Origin of the sequence: Aquitalea pelogenes, from assembly GCF_001515305.1 — a bacterium.
GTDB lineage: Bacteria > Pseudomonadota > Gammaproteobacteria > Burkholderiales > Chromobacteriaceae > Aquitalea > Aquitalea pelogenes.
Genome location: NZ_LNQV01000012.1, coordinates 19,554 through 40,124, shown reverse-complemented (window position 1 = coordinate 40,124; position 20,571 = coordinate 19,554). Strand labels below are relative to the sequence as shown.

Annotated in this window: 17 protein-coding genes; 8 read left to right on the top strand and 9 right to left on the bottom strand. The window is 59.0% G+C overall.

Features of this window, described 5'->3' with window-relative positions; genetic code table 11:
• Positions 1-33: 33 nt before the first annotated feature.
• The 3 genes from AWT75_RS07095 to mnmA are packed head-to-tail and all read left to right on the top strand — an operon-like array spanning position 34 to position 2,134.
• Entirely contained in the window at positions 34-480 is a 447-nt protein-coding gene (locus tag AWT75_RS07095; RefSeq protein ID WP_062788471.1) for an NUDIX hydrolase, read from the top strand.
• A gap of 23 nt (positions 481-503) precedes the next feature.
• Positions 504-1,061 carry a hypothetical protein gene (locus AWT75_RS07090; protein ID WP_052693739.1) on the top strand — a complete coding sequence of 186 codons (558 nt, stop codon included), beginning with the start codon at positions 504-506 and terminating at the stop codon, positions 1,059-1,061.
• Entirely contained in the window at positions 1,058-2,134 is a 1,077-nt protein-coding gene (gene mnmA / locus AWT75_RS07085) for a tRNA 2-thiouridine(34) synthase MnmA (RefSeq protein WP_062788469.1), read from the top strand. The genes AWT75_RS07090 and mnmA overlap by 4 nt, the downstream gene beginning before the upstream one ends.
• 84 nt (positions 2,135-2,218) lie before the next feature.
• Here the strand turns inward: mnmA and AWT75_RS07080 are convergent, their stop codons facing one another.
• On the bottom strand, positions 2,219-2,953 hold the full coding sequence (locus tag AWT75_RS07080) for a helix-turn-helix transcriptional regulator (protein ID WP_062788467.1): 735 nt from the start codon (positions 2,951-2,953) through the stop codon (positions 2,219-2,221).
• A gap of 180 nt (positions 2,954-3,133) precedes the next feature.
• On the opposite strand from AWT75_RS07080, the gene AWT75_RS07075 reads away from it, so the two are divergent.
• Together AWT75_RS07075 and AWT75_RS07070 are read left to right on the top strand one after the other, a co-directional pair.
• Entirely contained in the window at positions 3,134-3,949 is an 816-nt protein-coding gene (locus AWT75_RS07075) for a carbon-nitrogen hydrolase family protein (RefSeq protein ID WP_045845193.1), read from the top strand.
• An 85-nt stretch (positions 3,950-4,034) separates the two neighbouring features.
• The gene (locus AWT75_RS07070) at positions 4,035-5,369 is read left to right on the top strand and encodes an APC family permease (RefSeq protein WP_062788465.1); all 1,335 of its coding nucleotides are present in this window, start codon (positions 4,035-4,037) and stop codon (positions 5,367-5,369) included.
• Between the two features lie 71 nt (positions 5,370-5,440).
• Here AWT75_RS07070 and speA read toward each other — a convergent pair whose 3' ends face one another.
• The 4 genes from speA to AWT75_RS07050 form a co-directional block, all read right to left on the bottom strand.
• Entirely contained in the window at positions 5,441-7,321 is a 1,881-nt protein-coding gene (speA, locus tag AWT75_RS07065; RefSeq protein WP_062788463.1) for an arginine decarboxylase, read from the bottom strand.
• Positions 7,322-7,677: 356 nt separating this feature from the next.
• Positions 7,678-8,967 (bottom strand): NAD(P)/FAD-dependent oxidoreductase, encoded by a 1,290-nt coding sequence (locus tag AWT75_RS07060; protein WP_062788461.1) that lies wholly within the window; start codon positions 8,965-8,967, stop codon positions 7,678-7,680.
• A 110-nt stretch (positions 8,968-9,077) separates the two neighbouring features.
• Positions 9,078-10,259 carry an ABC transporter ATP-binding protein gene (locus tag AWT75_RS07055; protein WP_082695992.1) on the bottom strand — a complete coding sequence of 394 codons (1,182 nt, stop codon included), beginning with the start codon at positions 10,257-10,259 and terminating at the stop codon, positions 9,078-9,080.
• Positions 10,260-10,845: 586 nt separating this feature from the next.
• Entirely contained in the window at positions 10,846-12,633 is a 1,788-nt protein-coding gene (locus tag AWT75_RS07050) for a GGDEF domain-containing protein (protein WP_239689498.1), read from the bottom strand.
• A 207-nt stretch (positions 12,634-12,840) separates the two neighbouring features.
• On the opposite strand from AWT75_RS07050, the gene AWT75_RS07045 reads away from it, so the two are divergent.
• From AWT75_RS07045 to astE, 3 genes are all read left to right on the top strand, one after another.
• Positions 12,841-13,629 carry an alpha/beta fold hydrolase gene (locus AWT75_RS07045; RefSeq protein ID WP_062788457.1) on the top strand — a complete coding sequence of 263 codons (789 nt, stop codon included), beginning with the start codon at positions 12,841-12,843 and terminating at the stop codon, positions 13,627-13,629.
• A 37-nt stretch (positions 13,630-13,666) separates the two neighbouring features.
• Entirely contained in the window at positions 13,667-14,452 is a 786-nt protein-coding gene (locus tag AWT75_RS07040; RefSeq protein WP_045845199.1) for an enoyl-CoA hydratase-related protein, read from the top strand.
• Positions 14,453-14,552: 100 nt separating this feature from the next.
• The gene (gene astE / locus AWT75_RS07035; protein ID WP_062788454.1) at positions 14,553-15,560 is read left to right on the top strand and encodes a succinylglutamate desuccinylase; all 1,008 of its coding nucleotides are present in this window, start codon (positions 14,553-14,555) and stop codon (positions 15,558-15,560) included.
• A 196-nt stretch (positions 15,561-15,756) separates the two neighbouring features.
• On the opposite strand, the gene flgL is transcribed toward astE, so the two are convergent.
• The 4 genes from flgL to AWT75_RS07015 form a co-directional block, all read right to left on the bottom strand.
• On the bottom strand, positions 15,757-16,545 hold the full coding sequence (flgL, locus tag AWT75_RS07030; RefSeq protein WP_239689497.1) for a flagellar hook-associated protein FlgL: 789 nt from the start codon (positions 16,543-16,545) through the stop codon (positions 15,757-15,759).
• A gap of 15 nt (positions 16,546-16,560) precedes the next feature.
• Positions 16,561-18,360, bottom strand: coding sequence for a flagellar hook-associated protein FlgK (flgK, locus tag AWT75_RS07025; protein ID WP_045845201.1), 1,800 nt, complete (start codon positions 18,358-18,360; stop codon positions 16,561-16,563).
• Between the two features lie 46 nt (positions 18,361-18,406).
• Positions 18,407-19,372, bottom strand: a complete 966-nt coding sequence (gene flgJ, locus AWT75_RS07020; RefSeq protein WP_062788452.1) for a flagellar assembly peptidoglycan hydrolase FlgJ — start codon at positions 19,370-19,372, stop codon at positions 18,407-18,409.
• An 89-nt stretch (positions 19,373-19,461) separates the two neighbouring features.
• Positions 19,462-20,559, bottom strand: coding sequence for a flagellar basal body P-ring protein FlgI (locus AWT75_RS07015; protein ID WP_045845203.1), 1,098 nt, complete (start codon positions 20,557-20,559; stop codon positions 19,462-19,464).
• Between the last annotated feature and the right edge of the window lie 12 nt (positions 20,560-20,571).

The window sequence follows — 20,571 nt, the reverse complement described above, 5'->3', positions numbered from 1 at the left end:
ATAACGATTGTCAATTACATTAGGAGCAGTCACATGCAATGGAAGCCGAATACCACAGTGGCCACCATCGTGGAACGTGATGGTCGCTATCTGATGGTGGAAGAAGAAACCGAGCAAGGCCTGCGCTTCAACCAGCCCGCCGGTCATCTGGAACACGGTGAAACCCTGTTTGCCGCCGCCATCCGCGAAACGCGCGAAGAAACCGGCTGGGAGGTGGAATTACAACACCTGGTGGGCATTTACATGGTGGACAAACCGGACAGCGACATTACCTGGCTGCGTTTTGCCTTTGCCGCGCGTGCGGTGCAACATCACCCGGCACAAAAACTGGATGCAGGGATTGTCAGCGCGCACTGGCTTACTTACGATGAAATCGCCGCCCGCCTGTCGCAACACCGCAGCCCGGTTGTCATGCAATGCCTGGATGACTACCGGCTGGGACAACGCTTTGCCCTGGACCTGATTCACCATCAACCCTGAAGCTGGCGGCAAGGGAGGAAACCTTGCGTCACCTTCACCTGCTGCTGCGCCGCTGCCTGTGGCTTGGCATGCTGCTTGCCGCCGGGACGCTGCATGCGGACCCCTTGCAGCTCTGTTATGATTACGGCTGCGCCAAACAGCTGGAAGTGGAAATTTCCGAAGAAGCCCGCGACTGGCTGGCCCGGCTGTTCGAGCATCCGCAGGATGCCAGTACCGAACGCAGCCAGATCCAGCGTGCCGTCCAGGCCCTGTACTGGCTGTCGGCACAAGACAGCCCGCTGTGGCACGACAAGGGTGGCGACCGCTTCGACAACGATGCCGACGGCCGCATGGACTGCATCGATCACAGCCATAACGACTCAGCCTTCCTGCAGTTCCTGGCAACCCAGGGCTGGCTGCATTTTCACCGGGTCGACCCCATTGTGCGACGCACCCGCTGGCTGGTGACCCAACACTTTGCCAGTCATATCACCGAGCAGGACACCGGCCAGGAATGGGTGGTGGACAGCTGGTTCAATTCATTCGGGGAACCACCCGTAGTGGTGCCCCTGGCTCTCTGGAAAGAAGGATTTTCCCCGTGACGGGTAAGAAACGTATTGTCGTCGGCATGTCCGGCGGTGTGGATTCGTCGGTAACCGCCTGGCTGCTCAAGCAACAGGGCCATGAAGTCATCGGCGTATTCATGCAGAACTGGGAAGACGACAACGACGACGAATACTGCTCCATCAAGCAGGACGCACTGGATGCCATGAGCGTGGCCGACATCGTCGGCATCGACATAGAAATCGTCAATTTCGCCAAGGAATACAAGGACCGCGTGTTCTCGTACTTCCTCAAGGAATACTCGGCTGGCCGCACCCCCAATCCGGACGTGCTGTGCAATGCCGAAATCAAGTTCAAGGCCTTTCTGGACTACGCGCTGGAACTGGGTGCCGACTGCATCGCTACCGGTCACTACGCGCGCAAGATGGAAAAGGACGGGCAGCACTACCTGATGAAGGCAGTGGACCACACCAAGGACCAAAGCTACTTCCTGTACCGCCTGCAGCAACACCAGCTGGCAAAAGCCATCTTCCCGCTGGGCGACATCCGCAAGACCGAGGTGCGCAAACTGGCCGAGGAAGCCGGCCTGCCGACAGCAGCCAAGAAGGACTCCACCGGCATCTGTTTTATCGGCGAGCGTCCGTTCCGCGAGTTCCTGCAACGTTATCTGCCCACCCAGCCGGGCCAGATGGTGACGGCAGAGGGCAAGGTGGTGGGCGAGCACATGGGCCTGATGTACTACACACTGGGTCAGCGCAAGGGCCTGACCATAGGCGGCAGCAAGGATGGCAGCGGCGAACCGTGGTTTGTTGCCGGCAAGGATATTCCGGGCAACAAGCTGATCGTGGTGCAGGGGCATGACCACCCGCTGCTGCTCAAGCCCACGCTGGCGATGAGCGATTTGTCCTGGACGTTGAACGGCGCACCAGCCGCTGGTGAATACGCGGCCAAGAACCGCTATCGCATGGCTGATGCGGCCTGTTCGCTGTCGCCGGTAGTGGATGGCCAGGCCACCCTCACCTTCCGCGAAAAACAGTGGGCGGTGACACCAGGCCAGTCTGCCGTGCTGTACGACGGTGATATCTGTCTGGGCGGCGGCATCATCCAGTAAGCAAGCCCGGCATCACACCAAGCCTGCCACGCGCAGGCTTTTTCACGCCCGGCTGGCGCGCAGGAATACCGAAAACAGCTCGGATTACGAATTGATACCCAGCTTGCTGTACAGGTGTTTCTTGTGCACGCGCACGGTTTCCACCGATATCTGCAAGCGCTGGGCAATCGCCTTGCTGGAATGACCACCCAGCATCAGCTGGGCAACCTCGTTCTCGCGCAGGGTGAGGCCCTGCCCCTCCAGCCCGACCGGGGCTGCCTGCGGCGCGGCCACAGCAGGCTTGCTGGCGGCCAGTTGCTCGAAATGCAGGCGCTGGCGCATCAGGGCCAGTACCCAGGGCTGCAACAGGCTGAGCGTGGCCATCTGCTCCGGGCTGAAGCGCTGCCCCGCCCCCAGCGACAGGCACAAGGTGCTGCCATCCTCACCGGGCAGGTTGAACTGCACCTCGTCCTCGACAATGTTCAGGCGGAAATAACGCTGGTAGTAATCGGTGAAGGGGAAACGGTCCGGTGCCACCTCGTCCAGCCGCAGCAGCCCGGCATGGCGGTACTCCAGGCTGGCCACATAAAACGGGTCCAGCCGGTACAGTCCCTGCAGATAATCCTGAAACAAGGTATCCACCCCGCCATCAGCCATGGCCTGCTCGGCCAGCACCGTGGGCGGGCGGTCCGGGTAAAACAGCAGCACCACCCAGCTGTCAAAAGCCACATAATCGGCCAGCACCCCCAGCAGGGACGGCCAGAACACCGGTTTGTCCAGCTGATCAATCAAACGCCCCACCGTGCGATGCCAGGCGATATCCTGTATTTCCAAGGCCACGACTACCCCAATCTGGTTACCCACTTGATGTAATTTTCATACGCTTGACAGCAGCCGATACTGAGCCCTGCGCTGACAGCTTCTCAAGCTAGCACGCTTCCAGACTCTCCAACAGCCTCCCTGCAGACAACGGGGCAGTGCCAGCGATGTAGTCTGACAACATTCAACCAAGGAGACAGCATGATTGTAGAACTGGCCCAGCTGCCCGGTGTCGATGGCGACATCCCGGCCAACACCGCCAGCGCCCTGGACGCCATTGCCCGTTGCGGGCCGGATACCCGGCTGCTGGTATTCCCGGAAACCTATCTCAGCGGTTTTCCCACCGCCGACAATATCGCCGCACTGGCCCAGCCCATAGCCGGCCCAGCCATCCGCACCATCCAGCAGGCGGCACGCGAGAAAAACATCAGCATCGCCATCGGCTTTGCCGAGGCGCATGAAGGCCGCTTTTACAACACCACCGCCCTGCTCACCCCGCAAGGTGTGGCACTGGCTTACCGCAAAACCCATTTGTGGGCATCCGACCACGGCATCTTCACCCCCGGCGATGCACTGGTGAGCTGCGAGTGGGAAGGCCTGCGCGTCGGCATCCTCATCTGTTTCGATATCGAGTTTCCGGAAACCGCCCGCGCGCTGGCGCAGCAGGAGGTGGACCTGCTGATTGTCACCAACGGCAATATGGACCCCTACGGCCCGGTACATCGCACTGCGATTACCGCCCGTGCCATGGAAAACCAGCTCTTCGCCGTGATGACCAACCGCTGCGGCAGCGGTGACGGCCTGCAATTTGCCGGCGAAAGCGCGGTGATCAACCCCTTTGGCCAAGTGGTGGCCAGTTGTGGCCGCGACCCGCAACAGCTGCGTGTGGCACTGGACCTGAAGCAACTTGAGGCCAGCCGCCGCGACTACCGCTATCTGCACGACCGGCGCATTGCCCTGGCAGGTGAAGTCATCAACGGCGAAAACGGCCAGCGCAGCTTCCGCATCCGGCACTAGCCACACCCTGGCAATCACTGGCAGTCAAAACAAAAGAGACAGGCTCATGACAACAAGCACAAACATGAGCAACAAAGGAGAAACAATGGAAACGAAACAACTGGAGCGCTCGCTGACGCTGGGCTCCGTGGTGCTGTTTGGCCTGGCATACATGACGCCCATCATCGTGCTGGGGACCTTCGGCATCCTGGCGCAAATGACCGATGGCATGGTACCCGCCTCCTATCTGGTGGCGCTGGTGGCCATGCTGTTTACCGCCTACAGCTATGGCCGCATGGCGGCGGCCTTCCCGGTGGCCGGTTCAGCCTACACCTACACCCGCAAATCCATCCACGCCAAGCTGGGCTTTCTGGTGGGCTGGGCGGTGTTGCTGGACTATCTGTTCCTGCCAATGGCCATCTGGCTGATCGGCGCGGCCTATCTGGCGTCGGCCTTCCCCGGTATTCCGATGGCGGTTTGGGTGATTGCCTTCATCGTGTTCACCACGCTGATCAATATCGTCGGACTGAAGATGGCCAATACCGTCAATTACCTGATGATGCTGCTGCAATTCCTGGTGCTGCTGGCCTTTGTCGCGCTGTGCATCCACTATGTGGCGGGCGATGCCAGCAAGCCCTTGTGGAATCTGGCGCCCTTCTTCCGTGGCGACATGAAGCTGCCGATGATCATGGCTGGTGCCGCCGTGGCCTGTTATTCCTTTCTGGGTTTTGATGCGGTCAGCACGCTTACCGAGGAAACCCGCGATGCACGCCACACCATTCCACGCGCCATCATGTGGATTACCATCATCGGCGGGCTGATTTTCGTGGTGGCATCCTACTTTGTGCAGCTGGCCCATCCGTCCAGCCAGTTCAAGAACGTGGATGATGCGGCTTTCGAAATTGCCAAGAATATCGGCGGTGACCTGTTTGCCAGCATCTTCCTGATCGGCCTGATCATCGGCCAGTTTGCCTCCGGCCTGTCGGCGCAGGCCAGTGCCTCGCGTCTGCTGTACGCCATGGGCCGCGACGCGGTGCTGCCGCAGTCCGTGTTCGGCAAGCTGCATGCGCGCTTTCGCACCCCGGTGAACAATCTGGTGATTTGTGGCGTGGTGGCCTTGCTGGCGCTGAAGCTGGATGTCACCACCTCCACGTCATTCATCAACTTTGGTGCTTTCCTCGCGTTCAGCTTCGTCAACCTGTCGGTGATTGCCCACTACTACGTGCGTCAGCGCCGCCGCGCACCACGAGACTTCTTCCTGTTCCTGCTGTTCCCCCTGATCGGCATGCTTGCCGACCTGTGGCTGCTGGTCAGCCTGGATAGCCGTGCCATCATGCTGGGCCTGATCTGGCTGGCGCTTGGCATTGCCTATCTGGCCAAGCTCACCGGCTTCTTCCGCCGCGAGCCGCCGGAACTGGATTTTGTCGAAGCCGAAGGCTGATTTTCTGAGCAATACACGCAAAAAAGCCCTGATCACTCAGGGCTTTTTCTTTGGCATCAAACCTGCGCGGCTTACACCGACAGATAGGACGACTGCTTCAGACCACGGCAGAACTCGGCAAAGAACACATTGCGCTCGTCGCTGGACAGGTCGGCCGCACGGGCTTTTTCTTCGTAGCGGTTGAGGATTTCCTCCGGCGACAGGTGCACATAGCGCAGCATGTCTTCGATGGTGTCATGCTCTTCCACGCCGGCAAATTCCAGCTGGCCATTGTCGCGCACATAGACGTTGACCGAGTCGGTATCGCCAAACAGATTGTGCATGTCGCCCAGGATTTCCTGGTAGGCACCCACCATGAACACGGCAATCAGGTATTCCTTGCCCGGCTCTACATCATGCACCGACATGCTGGATTCGATGCTTTGCTGGTCGACATACTGCTTCACCTTGCCGTCCGAATCGCAGGTCAAATCCTGCAGCACGGCGCGGCGGGTGGGCTGCTCGTCCAGCCGGTGGACCGGCATGATGGGCAGGATCTGGTCGATGGCCCAGGTATCCGGCAGGCTCTGGAATACCGAGAAGTTGCAGAAATACTTGTCCGCCAGCTTGTCGGTCAGCTCGTCATACACCTGGCGCTGCGAACGCTGGCTGGCTTGCAACTGGCGATGCAGGCGACGGCACAGGGTGGCGTGCACGTCCTCGGCCATGGCTTTTTCCTTCAGCGAAATGCGGCCGGCGGAATACAAGTCGGACACGTCGGACGCGTAATGGCTGGCGCGGTAATAGATTTCCGTCACCATTTCCTCGTCGGTCAGTTCCATCAGCTCGAACAGCTTGCGCACCGGCTTGGCCAGTACCGACAGGTCGTCCACTTCCGGCACGCTTTCCGGCAGGCGCTCCACGTCGGTCACGTTCATGATCAGCACCGCGTGGTGGGCGGTCATGGCGCGGCCGGATTCGGACAGGATGCGCGGGTGCGGAATGCCGTTTTCGTCGCAGAACTCGGCCAGCATCGACACGATGACCTGGGCGTATTCGTCCATGTCGTAGTTGATGGAGCTGGCATTGCGCGAATGGGTGCCGTCATAGTCCACGCCCAGACCACCGCCCACATCGACGTGGTCAATCGGCAGGCCCAGCGCACGCAATTCGGCAAAGTAACGTACGGCTTCGCGGAAGCCGGCACGGTAGTCGCCGATATTGGCAATCTGCGAACCCATATGGAAGTGCATCAAGCGCACGCAGTCGGACATGCCGGCAGCAGCCAGCTTGTCGGCAGCGGAAATCAGCTGGGCCGCGGACAGACCGAACTTGCCCTTGTCACCACCGGTATCCGCCCATTTGCTGCTGGCCAGCGAGGACAGGCGCACGCGCATGCCCAGCATCGGGCGCACGCCCACCTTCTGGCTTTCTTCAATGGCCAGGTCAACTTCGGATTCTTTTTCGATGACGATGAACACCTGATGGCCCAGCTTCTGGCCGATCAGCGCCAGACGCACGAACTCGCGGTCCTTGTAGCCATTGCAGATGATGGTGCCGCCCTTGGGGGCCAGCGCCAGCACGGCCATCAGTTCCGGCTTGGAGCCGGCTTCCAGACCGATGGACACGTCACGGGTGGCGATGATGCTTTTCACCACCGCTTCTTGCTGGTTCACCTTGATGGGGTAAATGGCGGTGTAGCGATTGCCGTAGTTTTGCGTGGCAATGGCGTTGTCAAATGCGCCGCACAGGCGCGTCACACGGTCTTGCAGGATGTCCGGAAAACGCACCAATAGCGGCAGATCCAGTCCTTTTGCCCCCAGTTGACGGCTCAATTCGTGCAGATCGATACGTGTGGCATGGCGCACATTCGGCTGCACCTGGATGCATCCGTTGTCGCCCACGTCGAAATAGCCCGCCCCCCAATGCCGGATGCCGTACAGGCTCCGGCTATCAGCCACAGTCCAAGCCATGAGATTTTCCCTCAATGATTCGATGGATAACCCCGCTCCTTAGTGCGCGGCTTTCGGGCTACAAAGCTTTTATGTGGGCCTGGGATGTCGGAGCGAAACAATTGATTGTCGGTGTTTTGCATTGCAAAACGAGCGCGGATTTTAACAACATCACGCAGCTTGACAAGTAAAAATTTGATGACGGAACCACAGCGGCATTTTTTGGGGCAAAGCCGTGTCCGGCACAGCCCGGCGTGACGGCAAAAAAACGGCAAATATGCTGCCCGATCAGTCTTTTGACAGCATATCTTCCATTTTGTGGTGCTACACGATAATCATCATCCAACTGGCATGCACAGGCAGACCAACAACGCGCTTTACAGCGCGTCCTTCATCCGATAATAGGCCATGCCCAGCACCAGTGCTGGCGTGCGCAACAGCTTGCCACCGGGAAAGTCGCGGTGCTGTACGCGGGCAAACACATCCAGCCGGCCTGCGGTGCCGGCAATGGCTTCGGCAATCACCTTGCCGGCAATCCCGGTGACATTGACCCCGTGGCCGGAAAAGCCTTGCATGTAGTAGATATTGCCGGCCAGACGGCCCAGGTCCGGCGCGCGATTGACGGTGATGTCGCAAAAACCGCCCCAGGCATAGTCCACCTTCACATCAGCCAGCTGCGGAAACACCCGCAGCATATCGCTGCGCATTGCCCCGGCCAGATCGTGCGGCTCGCGCCCGGAGTAACTCACTTTGCCACCAAACAGCAGACGGTTGTCCGCCGACAGGCGGTAATAATCCAGCACGAAGTTGGTGTCACACACTGCCATATTGTTGGCGATCAGGCTGGCCGCGCGTTCACGTCCCAGTGGCTCGGTGGCAATCACATAAGTGCCGGCCGGCATGATCTTGCGCTCCAGCTGCGGCAGCAGCTGGCCAATATAGGCATTGCAGGCCAGCACCACGTGCTGGCAACGCACTTGCCCCTGTTCGGCATGCACCACTGGTTGTGCGCCCTGCTCCAGTCGCAATACCGGGGACTGTTCGTAAATCTTCACCCCGGCGGCAATGGCGGCACGCGCCAGACCCAAGGTGTAGTTGAGCGGATGCAAGTGGCCGGAACGCGGATCAAACAAACCACCCTGATAGCGTTCGCTGCCCAGTTGCTGCGCCAGCGTAGCCTTGTCCCACAGCTGCATGCCGCCATAGCCGTATTCGGTTTCAGCCTCGTGCTGCCAGGCTTCCAGCTCCTGCATGTGGCGCGGCTTGATGGCGGCATTGCAAAACCCACGCGTCCAGTCGCAGTCAATGCCGTGTTTTCTTACCCGCTCATCGATGATGTCCACCGCCTCCACCGACATATCCCACATCACCCGCGCCAGCTCGGTCCCCAGTTGCGCACGCAAGGTGTCGGTGCCACAGGCATAACCGGCAATCACCTGTCCACCATTACGTCCGGAAGCACCAAAGCCGATGGTGCTGCCTTCCAGCAAAGTGACAGTAAAACCGCGCTCGGCCAGGTTGAGCGCGGCGGACAAACCGGCCAGCCCGCCACCCACCACGCAGATATCGGCACCGACCGCGCCTTGCAGTGGCGGGCAGGCCTCCCAGTGGCTGGCACTGGCCTGGTAGTAGGACGGCACGGCAGGCTGATGGGCGAAGCGGAGCATGAGAACCTCGGTGACAGGAAGTTGAATTGCGTGAAACAAAAGCCATGACTACGGGCGTAAAAAAAGCGGACACACTGATGATGTATCCGCTTTTACCTGCTGGATTGACCTTACATGGTCAGGATGACCGGTGCATCGGCACGCCAGCTGACAAATACCGGGTCGCCCCAGGTGGGAGCGGTTTCGTCGGCATCGTACCAGCGCGAGGACGGCACAACCGATTTCACTACCTTGCCACTGGCCAGCTTGATGTGGAACACGGAGTAGCTGCCCATGTAGGCAATGTTTTCCACCACACCAGCAGCCATGTTCGGGCCGGCTGCCACGGTCTTGCGGTCCAGGCGTACGTCTTCCGGACGGACACTGGCCCACACATGCATGCCCTTGGGACCGGTAATGCCGTGGTCGATACGTACCACACCGCCCAGTTCCTGCGAGGTGATTTCCACGCGGTCGGCTTCATCCACGGTCACCGCACCTTCGAACATATTGGTTTCACCAATGAATTCGGCGGTGAAACGACAGTTGGGGTAGTCGTAGATTTCGGTCGGGGTGCCCACTTGCAGCAGCTTGCCTTCGGACATGATGCCGATGCGGTCTGCCATGGTCATGGCTTCTTCCTGGTCGTGCGTCACCATGATGCAGGTTACGCCCACCTTTTCGATGGTGCTGGCCAGTTCAAGCTGGGTTTGCTGACGCAGTTTCTTGTCCAGTGCGCCCAGCGGTTCGTCCAGCAGCAGCAGCTTCGGACGCTTGGCCAGGCTGCGCGCCAGTGCCACACGCTGTTGCTGACCACCGGAGAGTTGATGCGGCTTGCGGTTGGCATACTTGCGCATCTGCACCAGATCCAGCATTTCATCCACACGGGCGCTGATTTCCGCCTTGGGCAGCTTGTCCTGTTTCAGGCCAAAGGCAATGTTTTCGGCCACGGTCATGTGGGGGAACAAGGCATAGCTCTGGAACATCATGTTGACCGGGCGCTCGTACGGCGCCAGGCCGATCACATCCTCGCCATCGAGGATGATCTTGCCCGAAGTCGGGTTGTCCATGCCTGCCAGCATGCGCAGCAGGGTGGACTTGCCGCAGCCGGAACTACCCAGCAGCGCAAAAATTTCGTGTTGTCTGATTTCCAGATCAACATTGTCGACAGCAACGTGGTCGCCGAATTTTTTGACCACCCCACTGATTTTCAGATAAGGCTTGTCATTGGCTTGCACTTTCTGAACCTGCTTGGCAGCCTGTGTACCAGCATTTGATTGAACCGGCTTGTTGGCCGCTACAGCATCCGTCATGATTTTGCTCCCTCCTACTATTCCAGCCCAGGCGGCTGATTTCGCGTGTCCGCGACCTGAATAACGGTCAGCTTACAGAAAAGGCAGGTTTACCACCTTTTCACTCGCACCTAAATCCGCTTTCAAAACAATACCAGTCCCCACCGTGAATGGGCAGTGTCTGGCAAAGAAAAAGCGGGAAAAACGGTCAAACCGGAAACGATACCTTCATGGGGGGGCCTACTGAAGCGGGCGTAGCCTGTATTGCCGTGATGAACGGCAATGCGTGCTGCGACAAAATTCATGCTGGCTCCTCCCCTACTCTCCCGAACGATCTGGTCAGCACTGTGCATTGATCACAAATGGGCTTAAACATCCCGTCATGTCATGCCAGCATTACTGCCCAAAGCAGTCTATACGCTGCTCTTTTGCTGGAGAGAAGCCTAGCTTACGTTTAATAAATTTGACAAGCCTCAAGACGAAACTTGATCAAAAGTGAGCGAGCAATGTGGCTTTCAGGCCTCACAGTGCTGCATTTGGGGAAAAAAACCAGAATAGGCACTTCACATTTGATACAAAACAGGCTTTCCGGGCCGGCATGTTTAATTCATCGAACAAGCCCACCAGCAGGATGCGCCAGGCGTCGCTCGACAAACAGGCTGCTGCCCGGCTGCTTCTTGGCCTGCTTCTTGGCCTCCGCAGTGGCAGCACCGACTTCGTAATGCGTGGGAAACTGGCCCGGCGCCACCCTGACCACACCCACCGACAGGGACGTCAGTGGAAAATGCATCTGCTCGCCATTACGGCCCGGCATGTCAAAACCGCCACTGGCCAGATGCACGGGGTCAAACATGCCTCGCACTGCTGCGTCGAATTGCTGCAACATCTGCTCCAGCCGTGGCCGCCAGTCTGGCGATTGCAGCAGCAAGGCAAAATCGTCCCCGCCGACATGACCGACAAAGTCACGGTCGGCATCCACGCAATCCACCAGCAGCCGGGCCAGCAGGCAGATCATCTCGTCTCCTGCCGCATAACCGTACAGATCATTGAAGGGTTTGAAATTGTCCAGGTCGGCATAGGCCACCACAAAAGGCAGCTGCGCTTCCAGCAAGCGGTCTATCGCTTCGGACAAGGGGACATTACCGGGCAAGCCGGTAAGCGGGTTGGCATAACGTGCAGCGGAAATCTGCAATTCGGTCATTTTGCGCATCAGGGCAAAGCCGGTCCCCATGCCCAGATACTGCCCGTTTTCGGTAATGATGAAGCCATCCACCAGATAACGCTGCTCGGATGCCACCACCAGCGTGGACAAATCATGCACGTTCAAATCGGCATTCACGATCAAGGGCTGCTTGTCCATCATCGTGGTGCAGGGCTTCTTGCCGTAGAGTTCGCGATTGAATGGCCGGGCAAAGCTTTCCAGCAGGTGATGACGCCGCAGCAGGCCAACCGGCACGCCATCCTTTACCACCGGGATGGCAAAACGTGCCGGATCGCGATCGAACAGGCGATAGGCCGCTTCATTGGGCACATCCGGCGTCAGGCAGGGCACTTCCTGCAACAAATCCCGCGCCGTGGCCTGCATTTGCCAGGGCATGCGGTTGCGACCGCCCTCCCACACCACGCCGTTGACGTGAATCTGCAAATCCAGCGCCGGCACCGCACTGGGCCGCGCCAGCAGATAGCCCTGCCCATAGCGCACGCCCAGCCTTTGCAAGGTGCGCAGCTCGGCCTGGGTTTCAATGCCTTCGGCCACCAGCATGGCGCCGGACTGGCGGGCAATGTCCACCATGGAGCGGACAAATTGCTCTTTCAGCGGATCCAGATGCAGTTGCTGGACAAAGTGTTTGTCCAGTTTGACAAAGTCCGGCCGCAGCTCGGACCACAGCCGTAAATTGGAAAAGCCTTCGCCAAGGTCATCCAGCGCAATGCGAAAGCCATTGTCGCGGTAATGCGTGGTGGCAAGGCGCAAACTGTCATAGCACGCGGCAGGCGTGGTTTCGGTAACCTCAATGATGATGCGCTCGGCCGACAGGCCGATTTTCTGCAGGAAAGCCAGCGTTTCACCCTGACGATGTTCGGGTGCCAACAAGGTGGCCGGACAGATATTCAGGAACAGCAAACCGGACAGCCCAAGTTCGACAAAACGTTCCATGGTGACCTGGCGGCAGCTTCGATCCAGCATCACTGTCAGCTGGCAGCGTTCGGCCTGGTCGAACAGGCTGACCGGCGAGTGCAGCGGGCTGTTGGACGGCCCGCGGATCAGGCCCTCGTAACCCAACACCCCACCGGTGGTGAGATCGACAATCGGCTGGAATACCGGCTGCAGGCGTCGCTCGCTGATGATTTCTTCCAGTTCGTGACAGCGCGAAGCCAGCTGGGCCAGTTCGGTCACTTCCCTTTGCGGCGTACAGTCCATAGCGATGGTTTGATTATCCGGCCAATGTACAAACCGGTACTTTAAACCGTACAAATGACAATCTCTTTACCTGGCCACGGGTAAATCTCAACAAAACGGCCGCTTGCTGGCTCTCCATCGGCAATGCGGCCTAGAATGACAGAAACGACGATCCGCGCAAGCCATCAACCGCAGGAGCCTTCCATGCCCCATCTCGCACTCGGCAGCCACTCGGTTTTTTATGAAATCAGCGGTCATGGCCAGCAGGATTTGCTGCTGTTCAACGGCATCACCATGTCCACACCGGCCTGGGGCCTGATGATGCCGGCACTGGAAAGCCAGTATCGCGTGATCCGCTTCGACTTTCTGGGCCAGGGGCAAACCGACAAGCCCGTCGCCGACAAATACACGCTGGCAGAACAGGCCGACCTGGCTGCCGCCTTGCTGGATGCCTTGCAGCTGTCGCAGGTCTTTCTGGTGGGGCTGTCCTATGGCGGCATGGTGGCCCAGCACTTTGCCCACCGGCACGGGCAGCGCGTGCGCAAGCTGCTGCTGGCTTCCACCCTGGCCTGGTCGGATGAGGCCAACAACCGCATCAGCCAGAGCTGGATAGAGTGCAACCAGGCGGGTGGGCTGGATTTGCGTTACAGCGCCAGCATACCCTGGCTGTTTTCCAGCCGTTTTCTCACCGCCAACGCGGCCATGCTGGAGGACATGAAAACCCTGGCCGGCATGGTGGACTGGGATGCAGTCATCCGCCTGATCAACGGTGTGAAGGAGCATGATGCCCGCAACTGGCTGCCGCAACTGCAGATTCCTTGTCACATCCTGTTAGGTGCGGAAGACCGGCTCACCCCGCTGTATCAGGCAGAAATCTTGCAGCAACGCATTCCACATGCCACGCTGGAACAAATTCCGCACGCTGCGCATGTCCTGCATATCGAAGCGGCAGAAGCCTTCAGCCGCAGCATCATCCGCTTCTGCCAGCCCTGACGGGGCCAACAGTCAAACAACAACAAAGGAGAACCCTATGGAAGAGGCCGTACTGCTCAAGGTAAGCCCGCAAGGCATTGCCACCATCAGCCTGAATCGTGGCGAGTTGCACAATGCGCTGGATGACAAGATGGTGGACTTGCTGACCGCCACCCTGGAAACACTGGCCGAAGACGACAGTGTTCGTGTTGTGGTACTGACTGGCGAGGGCATCAGTTTCTCGGCAGGCCATGACAGCGCCTGGCTGCGACGCCTGACCGAATTTGATGAAAGCCAGCAAAGACGGGATGCCCAGCGCCTGTCCCGTCTGCTGGAAACGCTGGACCACCTGCCCAAACCCACCATTGCACGGGTACAAGGCTCGGCCTTTGGCATCGGTGCGGCACTGGTTGCCTGCTGCGATGTTTCCATCAGCGTATCCGAAGCCTTGTTCTGCTTCTCCGACGTGAAGCTGGGTATCATTCCGGCCCTGGCAGCACCCTACATCATGCGCGCCATCGGCCCGCGTGCCGCGCGCCGCTACTTTGTCACGGCAGAACGCATCAACGCAGGCAAGGCACGTCGCCTGGGACTGATTCACCAGACGGTGGAAAACGATGAACTGGATGACGCGGTGGAACACATGTGCCGCCAGCTGCTGCTGAACGGCCCGCACGCCATGGTGGCAGCCAAGCAGCTGATCCGCGACATCGAGCACCGCGACATTGCCCCCGCCGTCATCGACCTGACCATAGACCGCATGGTGGCCTTGCGGCGCAGCGATGAGGGACAGGAAGGCGTCAGGGCATTCCTGGAAATGCGCAAACCCGGCTGGATAGACTGAATTGCCCAGAAACGGCATGCCCGTTCATCAGCGCGGCATGCCGGCTGCACGCCGGGCGGAAATGGTTACAATCAGATATCGTTTCTTGCCTGGACTGCCGATGACCTCTCAGCCATCCCGTTTTCTGCAACACGTGCTGCAAGCCAACACAACCACCCTGCCGGAATGGCAACTGGCCACTGGCGTGACTGCGCGCTGGCATGCCGCCAATGTGGTGGAATTATTCCCTGCAGGCCAGCACTGCAAGCCCGCATTCATTCTGTTGTCCTGCGGCATCCACGGCAATGAAACCGCACCCATCGAAGTAATCGACGCCATGCTGGCCGATATTGCCAGCGGCACCCTGCCCTTGCACCACCGGCTGCTGGTGGCATTTGGCAACCCCAAAGCCATGCAGCAAGGCGAGCGCTATCTGGATTACGACCTCAATCGTCTGTTCAATGGCGCCCACCAGCAGCAGCCTGACGCGCAAGAGGCCGCTTGTGCTGCCTTGCTGGAACAAGAAGCCGACCGCTTCTTTGCCCAGGCTCCGGCCCATGCACTGCGCCTGCATTACGACCTGCACACCGCCATCCGTGGTTCGGTATATGAAAAGTTTGCCATCTACCCCTTCCTGCACCAGCGCGCGCATGATCCGGCTCAACTTGCCTGGCTGAAACATTGCGGTATCGAGGCGGTACTGCTGCACAGCAAACCGGCCAACACCTTCAGCTATTACACCAGCCACGCGCATCAGGCGCATGCCTTCACCCTGGAACTGGGCAAGGCCCGCCCGTTTGGCCATAACGATCTGTCCCGCTTTGCCGGTATCGACCAGGCCCTGCGCCAATTGGTGAGTGATACCACGCCGCCGCTGGCTGACTATCAGCCGGGTGACTATCCGCTGTTCCGGGCCAAGTACGACCTGATCAAACACAGCGAGGCCTTCCGCCTGCACCTGGATGCACAGGTGGAAAATTTCACAGCCCTGCCTGATGGTTTCCTGATTGCCGAAGATGGTGCAGAACGCTATGTCGCTGATGGCGGGGCGGAACGTATCCTGTTCCCCAATCCCGGCGTCAAACCCGGCCTGCGGGCCGGCATCGTGGTGGAACCTGCCACCCTGTAACCGCCCGGCAGAACCATTAAAAACGGCTACCTTGTGGTAGCCGTTCTGGTTTTGTGCTGCCTGAGGCCGGGCTCAGGACATGTAGTTGAACAGGGACAGGCTGGTCACCTTGTTGTACACCAGCTGACTGTACTTGAGCGAAGTCTGGGTCTGGGTAAAGCTGGTGATGGCACTGGGCATGTCCAGATCCTGCAAGTCACTGATGCCACTCTTGTACTGCAAACCAGCTGGTCCCCATGTCCTGCACGCTCTGGTTTTCCTGACGACGGGCACCAATCGACGCAATATTGGTGGCCAGGTTCTTCTGGGCGGTATCCAGTGCCGAAACGATATTGCCCATGTCGGTACTGTAAGTAGATGGCTTGGGGTTCTGCGCCAGCAGGTCATTGAGCGACTTGAGCGCATCAAACACTGCCGTCGGGCTCGTTGCATTGCCAAAGATATTGCTGCCCGCATCGGAAATCTGCATGCTGCGCGAGGCACTGATGGGGACATTGCGCTGACCGGTGTCCCCCTGATAAGTCGCAGCGTATGTTGCATCCAGCACAAAGGGCGGCGTATCCACCTTGTTGCCACTGAACAGGTAGTTGCCCTTGCCGTCGGTAGCATTGGCGTAACCGGTCATTTCGGAAATGCCCTCCTGCACCTGCTTCTGAATCATCAGCAACTGGTCGGACGACAGGACGGTGTTACCCGCCTGGATGGCGGAAGCTTTCAGACTGGTCAGCAAGTTTGATGCATTGGTCAGCTGCGACTCGGCCAGCGACAAGGTGGACTCCACCGCCTTGGTGTTGGTGATGAACTGGGTATTCATCCCGTCAGACTGGTTCAGCTGCAGGATGCGCGCAGCAGCAACCGGATCATCGGCCGGGGTGACCACACGCTTCTGCGTATCGAGCTGGGATTGCAAGGACTGCAACTGCGACTGCAGCGATTGCATGTCGTAGGTGCCGGTCTGGTAAGAAGTAGCGGTACTGATTCTCATGATTCAACCCTCGCCTCAGCCACCCATTTGCAGGATTTGCTGGAATAGTGTCTGTGCAATCTGGAGAACCTTGCCAGATGCCTGATATGCCTGTTGGTACTTGATCAGGTCGGCGGCTTCCTGATCCATGTTCACCCCGCTGACATTGGAGCGCGAGGTGGTAGCCTGCTGCAGCAGGGTGGTTTGCGACGACGATGCCAGTTTCACCGTATTGGTGGCATTCCCCACAAAGCTGACGGTGGTCGAATAGTAAGTCTGGAAAGACTGCAAGCCGGTATTGGTACCATTCTTGTTATCGTCAACAATCTTGCGGGTCTGCAAGCCCATCATTTCGCCCAGGTTGTTACCGTTGCCGCTGACTGCCGTGCCAGTGGGCACCGGCGAGACATTGATGGTCATGCCGGCCTTCATCTGGCCGGACAGCTGGAACTTGATCCCCAGGTCGTTGGCAGGCGTGGCATTGTCCACCAGCTTGTAACCGTTGGATACCGTCGGGTCCGGCACTACGTTGAAGGTCTGACCGTTGTCCGGGCCACCGGTCAGCGTGGCAGTAATGCTGGTTGCAGTGGTGGCATTGATGCTCATGCCGGTCAGGCCGGTAACCGGGTGCGTCGATACCGAAGGCGGCGACGATGTGCTGGCCCAGCCATACGTACCGGGCATGCTGGCCCACACACCGGACAGCGTGACGCCGGTACCGGACGGGGTGATGCCACCACTGCCCAGTTGCAAAGAAGACGAGGCAGCCAGCTTGGTAGGGTCGGACAACAGCAACTGCATATTGGCCACTGCATCCTGTGGGTGCGAGGCGTAACTGGTCATGTCGGCAAAGATCAATCCGCCCTGATTGCCGGACAAATCACGTCCCAGCTGGTTCTGGTAATTCATGGCCGTGGTGAAATCGATAGCCAGCGTGCCCAGCTTCTGCTGGGTAGACAACAAAGTACCGTCACGAAAATCCAGATAACCCGCCAGTTGACCACCCGCCAGGGCGGTACTGGGCACCACGGTATTGGTGCCGTTTGCATTGGGATAGGTAACCTGCACGTTCAGGGGATTGGTGGGGTCGTTCTGTGTTCCCAGCTTGGTGACATTATTGCCCATCACCAGCGCCTGGCCATTACCGATGAACACGCTGTAGGTACCATCCGATTGCGGCACAGCCTTGGCGCTGACCAGTTTGTTCAGCTGCTCCATGGCCTGGTCGCGCTGATCCATCAGGTCGTTCGGCTGTTGCTGGGTATTGCCCGCAGCAGCAGCGGCAATCTGATTGTTCAGGTCGGCAATGTTCTGCGCCAGTGCATTGATGCTGTTTACCGTGCTGGTAATTTGCGAATTGGCCCCGGCCTGCATTTGCGACAGGTTGTTGCCGATAGCGGTGAAATTGGAAACCAGCGCCTGCGACATATTGACCACGGTCTGCCGGCTGGGCACCGAGGACGGGTCTTGCGACAGGGTTTGCAGACTGCTGTAAAAGCTCTGGAAAGAATTGCTCAGGCCAACCGTAGGATCAGACAACAGGTTGTTGATCTGGTTAAGCTGGGACAACTGGCTGGAATAATAATTACTGCCAGCCTGAGCAGTGAGCACCTGGGTATCAAGATACTTGTCGTAGATGCGGCTGATGCCGGTAATGTCCACGCCCTGGCCCAGGTAGCCGAAGCCTTCCTGTTGCGGCATGCGCGCAGCCTGACTCAGCACCTGGCGGTTATATCCGGGCGTATTGCCATTGGCAATGTTCTGGCCAACAACAGACAGGGCGGTTTGTGCCGCATTCAGGCCACTGACGCCAATGGAAAATATATTTGAGCCCATTTTTTCCTCTCTGCTGTTATATCGACTGCAACTGCTTAAACTTTAATCAGGACCGGACCGACTGCTGCGCCAGCGTGGCGGCAACATCCACCAGCTTGCGCGCATAGCGCGGATCGGTGGCGTAACCACCGTTTTGCAAGCCTTGCGCGAAACCGGCCACATTACGGCCCTGGTTGAGCACAGCCTGGTAACGTGGCGACTCCTTGAGCATGCGCGCATAGTCGCTGAATGCATCGGCATAGGAATCGTAGGAGCGGAAGCTGTCCACCCGTTTCTGCGGCACACCATTGACATATTCGGTCGTGGTGATGCTGGTGGACTTGCCTTGCCAGTCTCCAGTCGCCTTGATACCAAACAGGTTATGCGAGTTGCTGCCATCGGCATTGCGAATGGCGCGCTTGCCCCAGCCGCTTTCCAGCGCGGCATGGGCCACCACAAACTCCGGTGCCACACCCAGTTGCGCTGCAGCTTGCCGCGCATGCGGCAACAAGCCCTGTACAAAGCTCTTGCTGTCACCGCCTACCGTAACCGTTGCCGTCGGTGTCGTCGTACTGCTGCCTGCAGTGGCCGCTTCTGCCTGTGCCGCCTGATAGGCTTTCAGCGCCGAGGACTGGCTGAAGCGGCTAGCCAGCACCGGACCGGATGAAGCAGGCCGTAACTGCGTGGCATCCGCGGCCGGGTCAAGACCTTGCTGCTTGGCAATCTGCTGGTAAACCAGGTTGGCAATGCCCATCCCCCCGGCTTTGCTGAGCGACTGCACCAGTTGCTGGTCCAGCATGCCGCGGTAGGTGTCCATGTCGGAATCCTGCTCGTCATCAAACTTGGTCTGACGCATGGTCTTGAGCATGGTCCCCATCAACAGGGCTTCAAACTGCGACGCGGCTTCCTTGGCAGCACCTTGCGGGTCCTTGGCCATACGCGCACGCAGGCCGGACATCTGGGTCGGGTCTACCGCCAGTTGCTGGTTCTGGGCATCTGCTGCCGTATAGCTAGGGGAAAACTGCGTCGTCATGTCTCGCTCCTTGCCGCTCACATAGCAAGAAGCGGGCCAACGAAAAAGGCCCCGCTTGCGGGGCCTTTTGCCAGCAGGAAAACCAGGGCTCAGATGATCTGCAAATCAGCCTTCAGCGAGCCTGCAGCCTTCATCGCCTGCAGGATGGAAATGAGGTCTTGCGGGGTGGCACCAAGCGCATTCAATGCCGATACCACCTGGTTGAGATTGGCGCTCTTGGCCACTTTCAGCACCTTGCCACCATCACTGGTCACACTGACGTTGGCCTGATTGGTAGCTACGGTCTGGCCTCCGGACAGGGCTGGCGGCTGGCTGACCTGCGGGTTGTTGCTGATGGTGACTGTCAGGTTACCGTGGGCAATTGCACAAGGCTCCAGCTGCACCGCCTGGTTCATCACGATGGAGCCGGTACGGGCATTGATAATGACCAGAGGGGAAACTTCTGCCGGGTCTACGGCAAGATTTTCCATCCGCGACAGAAACTGCACGCGCTGGTTGGAATCAAACGGCGCACGCACTTCCACCAGACCACCATCCACCGCACGGGCAGTGCCACTGCCAAACGCCTTGTTGATGGCCTGCACCACGCGATTGGCCATGGTGAAATTGGCTTCCTGCAATTCCAGGTTGATGAATTCGCCATTACCCAGCGCGGTAGGCACTTCACGCTCCACCGTAGCACCACCGGCAATGCGCCCCACGCTCAACTGGTTGATCTGCGCCTTGCTGCCACCGGCGGAGGCTCCCGCGCCGCCAACCAGTACATTACCCTGGGCCATACCGTAAATCTGGCCATCGGCACCCTTGAGCGGAGACAGCAGCAAGGTGCCGCCACGCAGGCTCTTGGCATCACCGATGGACGACACCGTCACGTCCAGCGCCTGGCCTTTGCGGGCAAAGGGCGGCAGCGTGGCGGTCAGGCTGACTGCCGCTACGTTTTTGGGGTCAACCTTGGTTCCGGGCGGAATCTGCACGCCCAGCTGGGTGAGCATATTGGACAGCGACTGGCCGGTAAACGGCGAAGAAGTTACCTTGTCACCACTACCGTCCAGCCCCACCACCAGGCCATAACCCAGCAATTGGTTGGAACGCACGCCGGCGATGTTGGTGATGTCTTTCAGCCGATCGGCCGCCAGCACTTGCGCCCCCAGCATCAGGCAAGTCAGTGCAAGCAGGAATTTTTTCATGATGTCATCCAG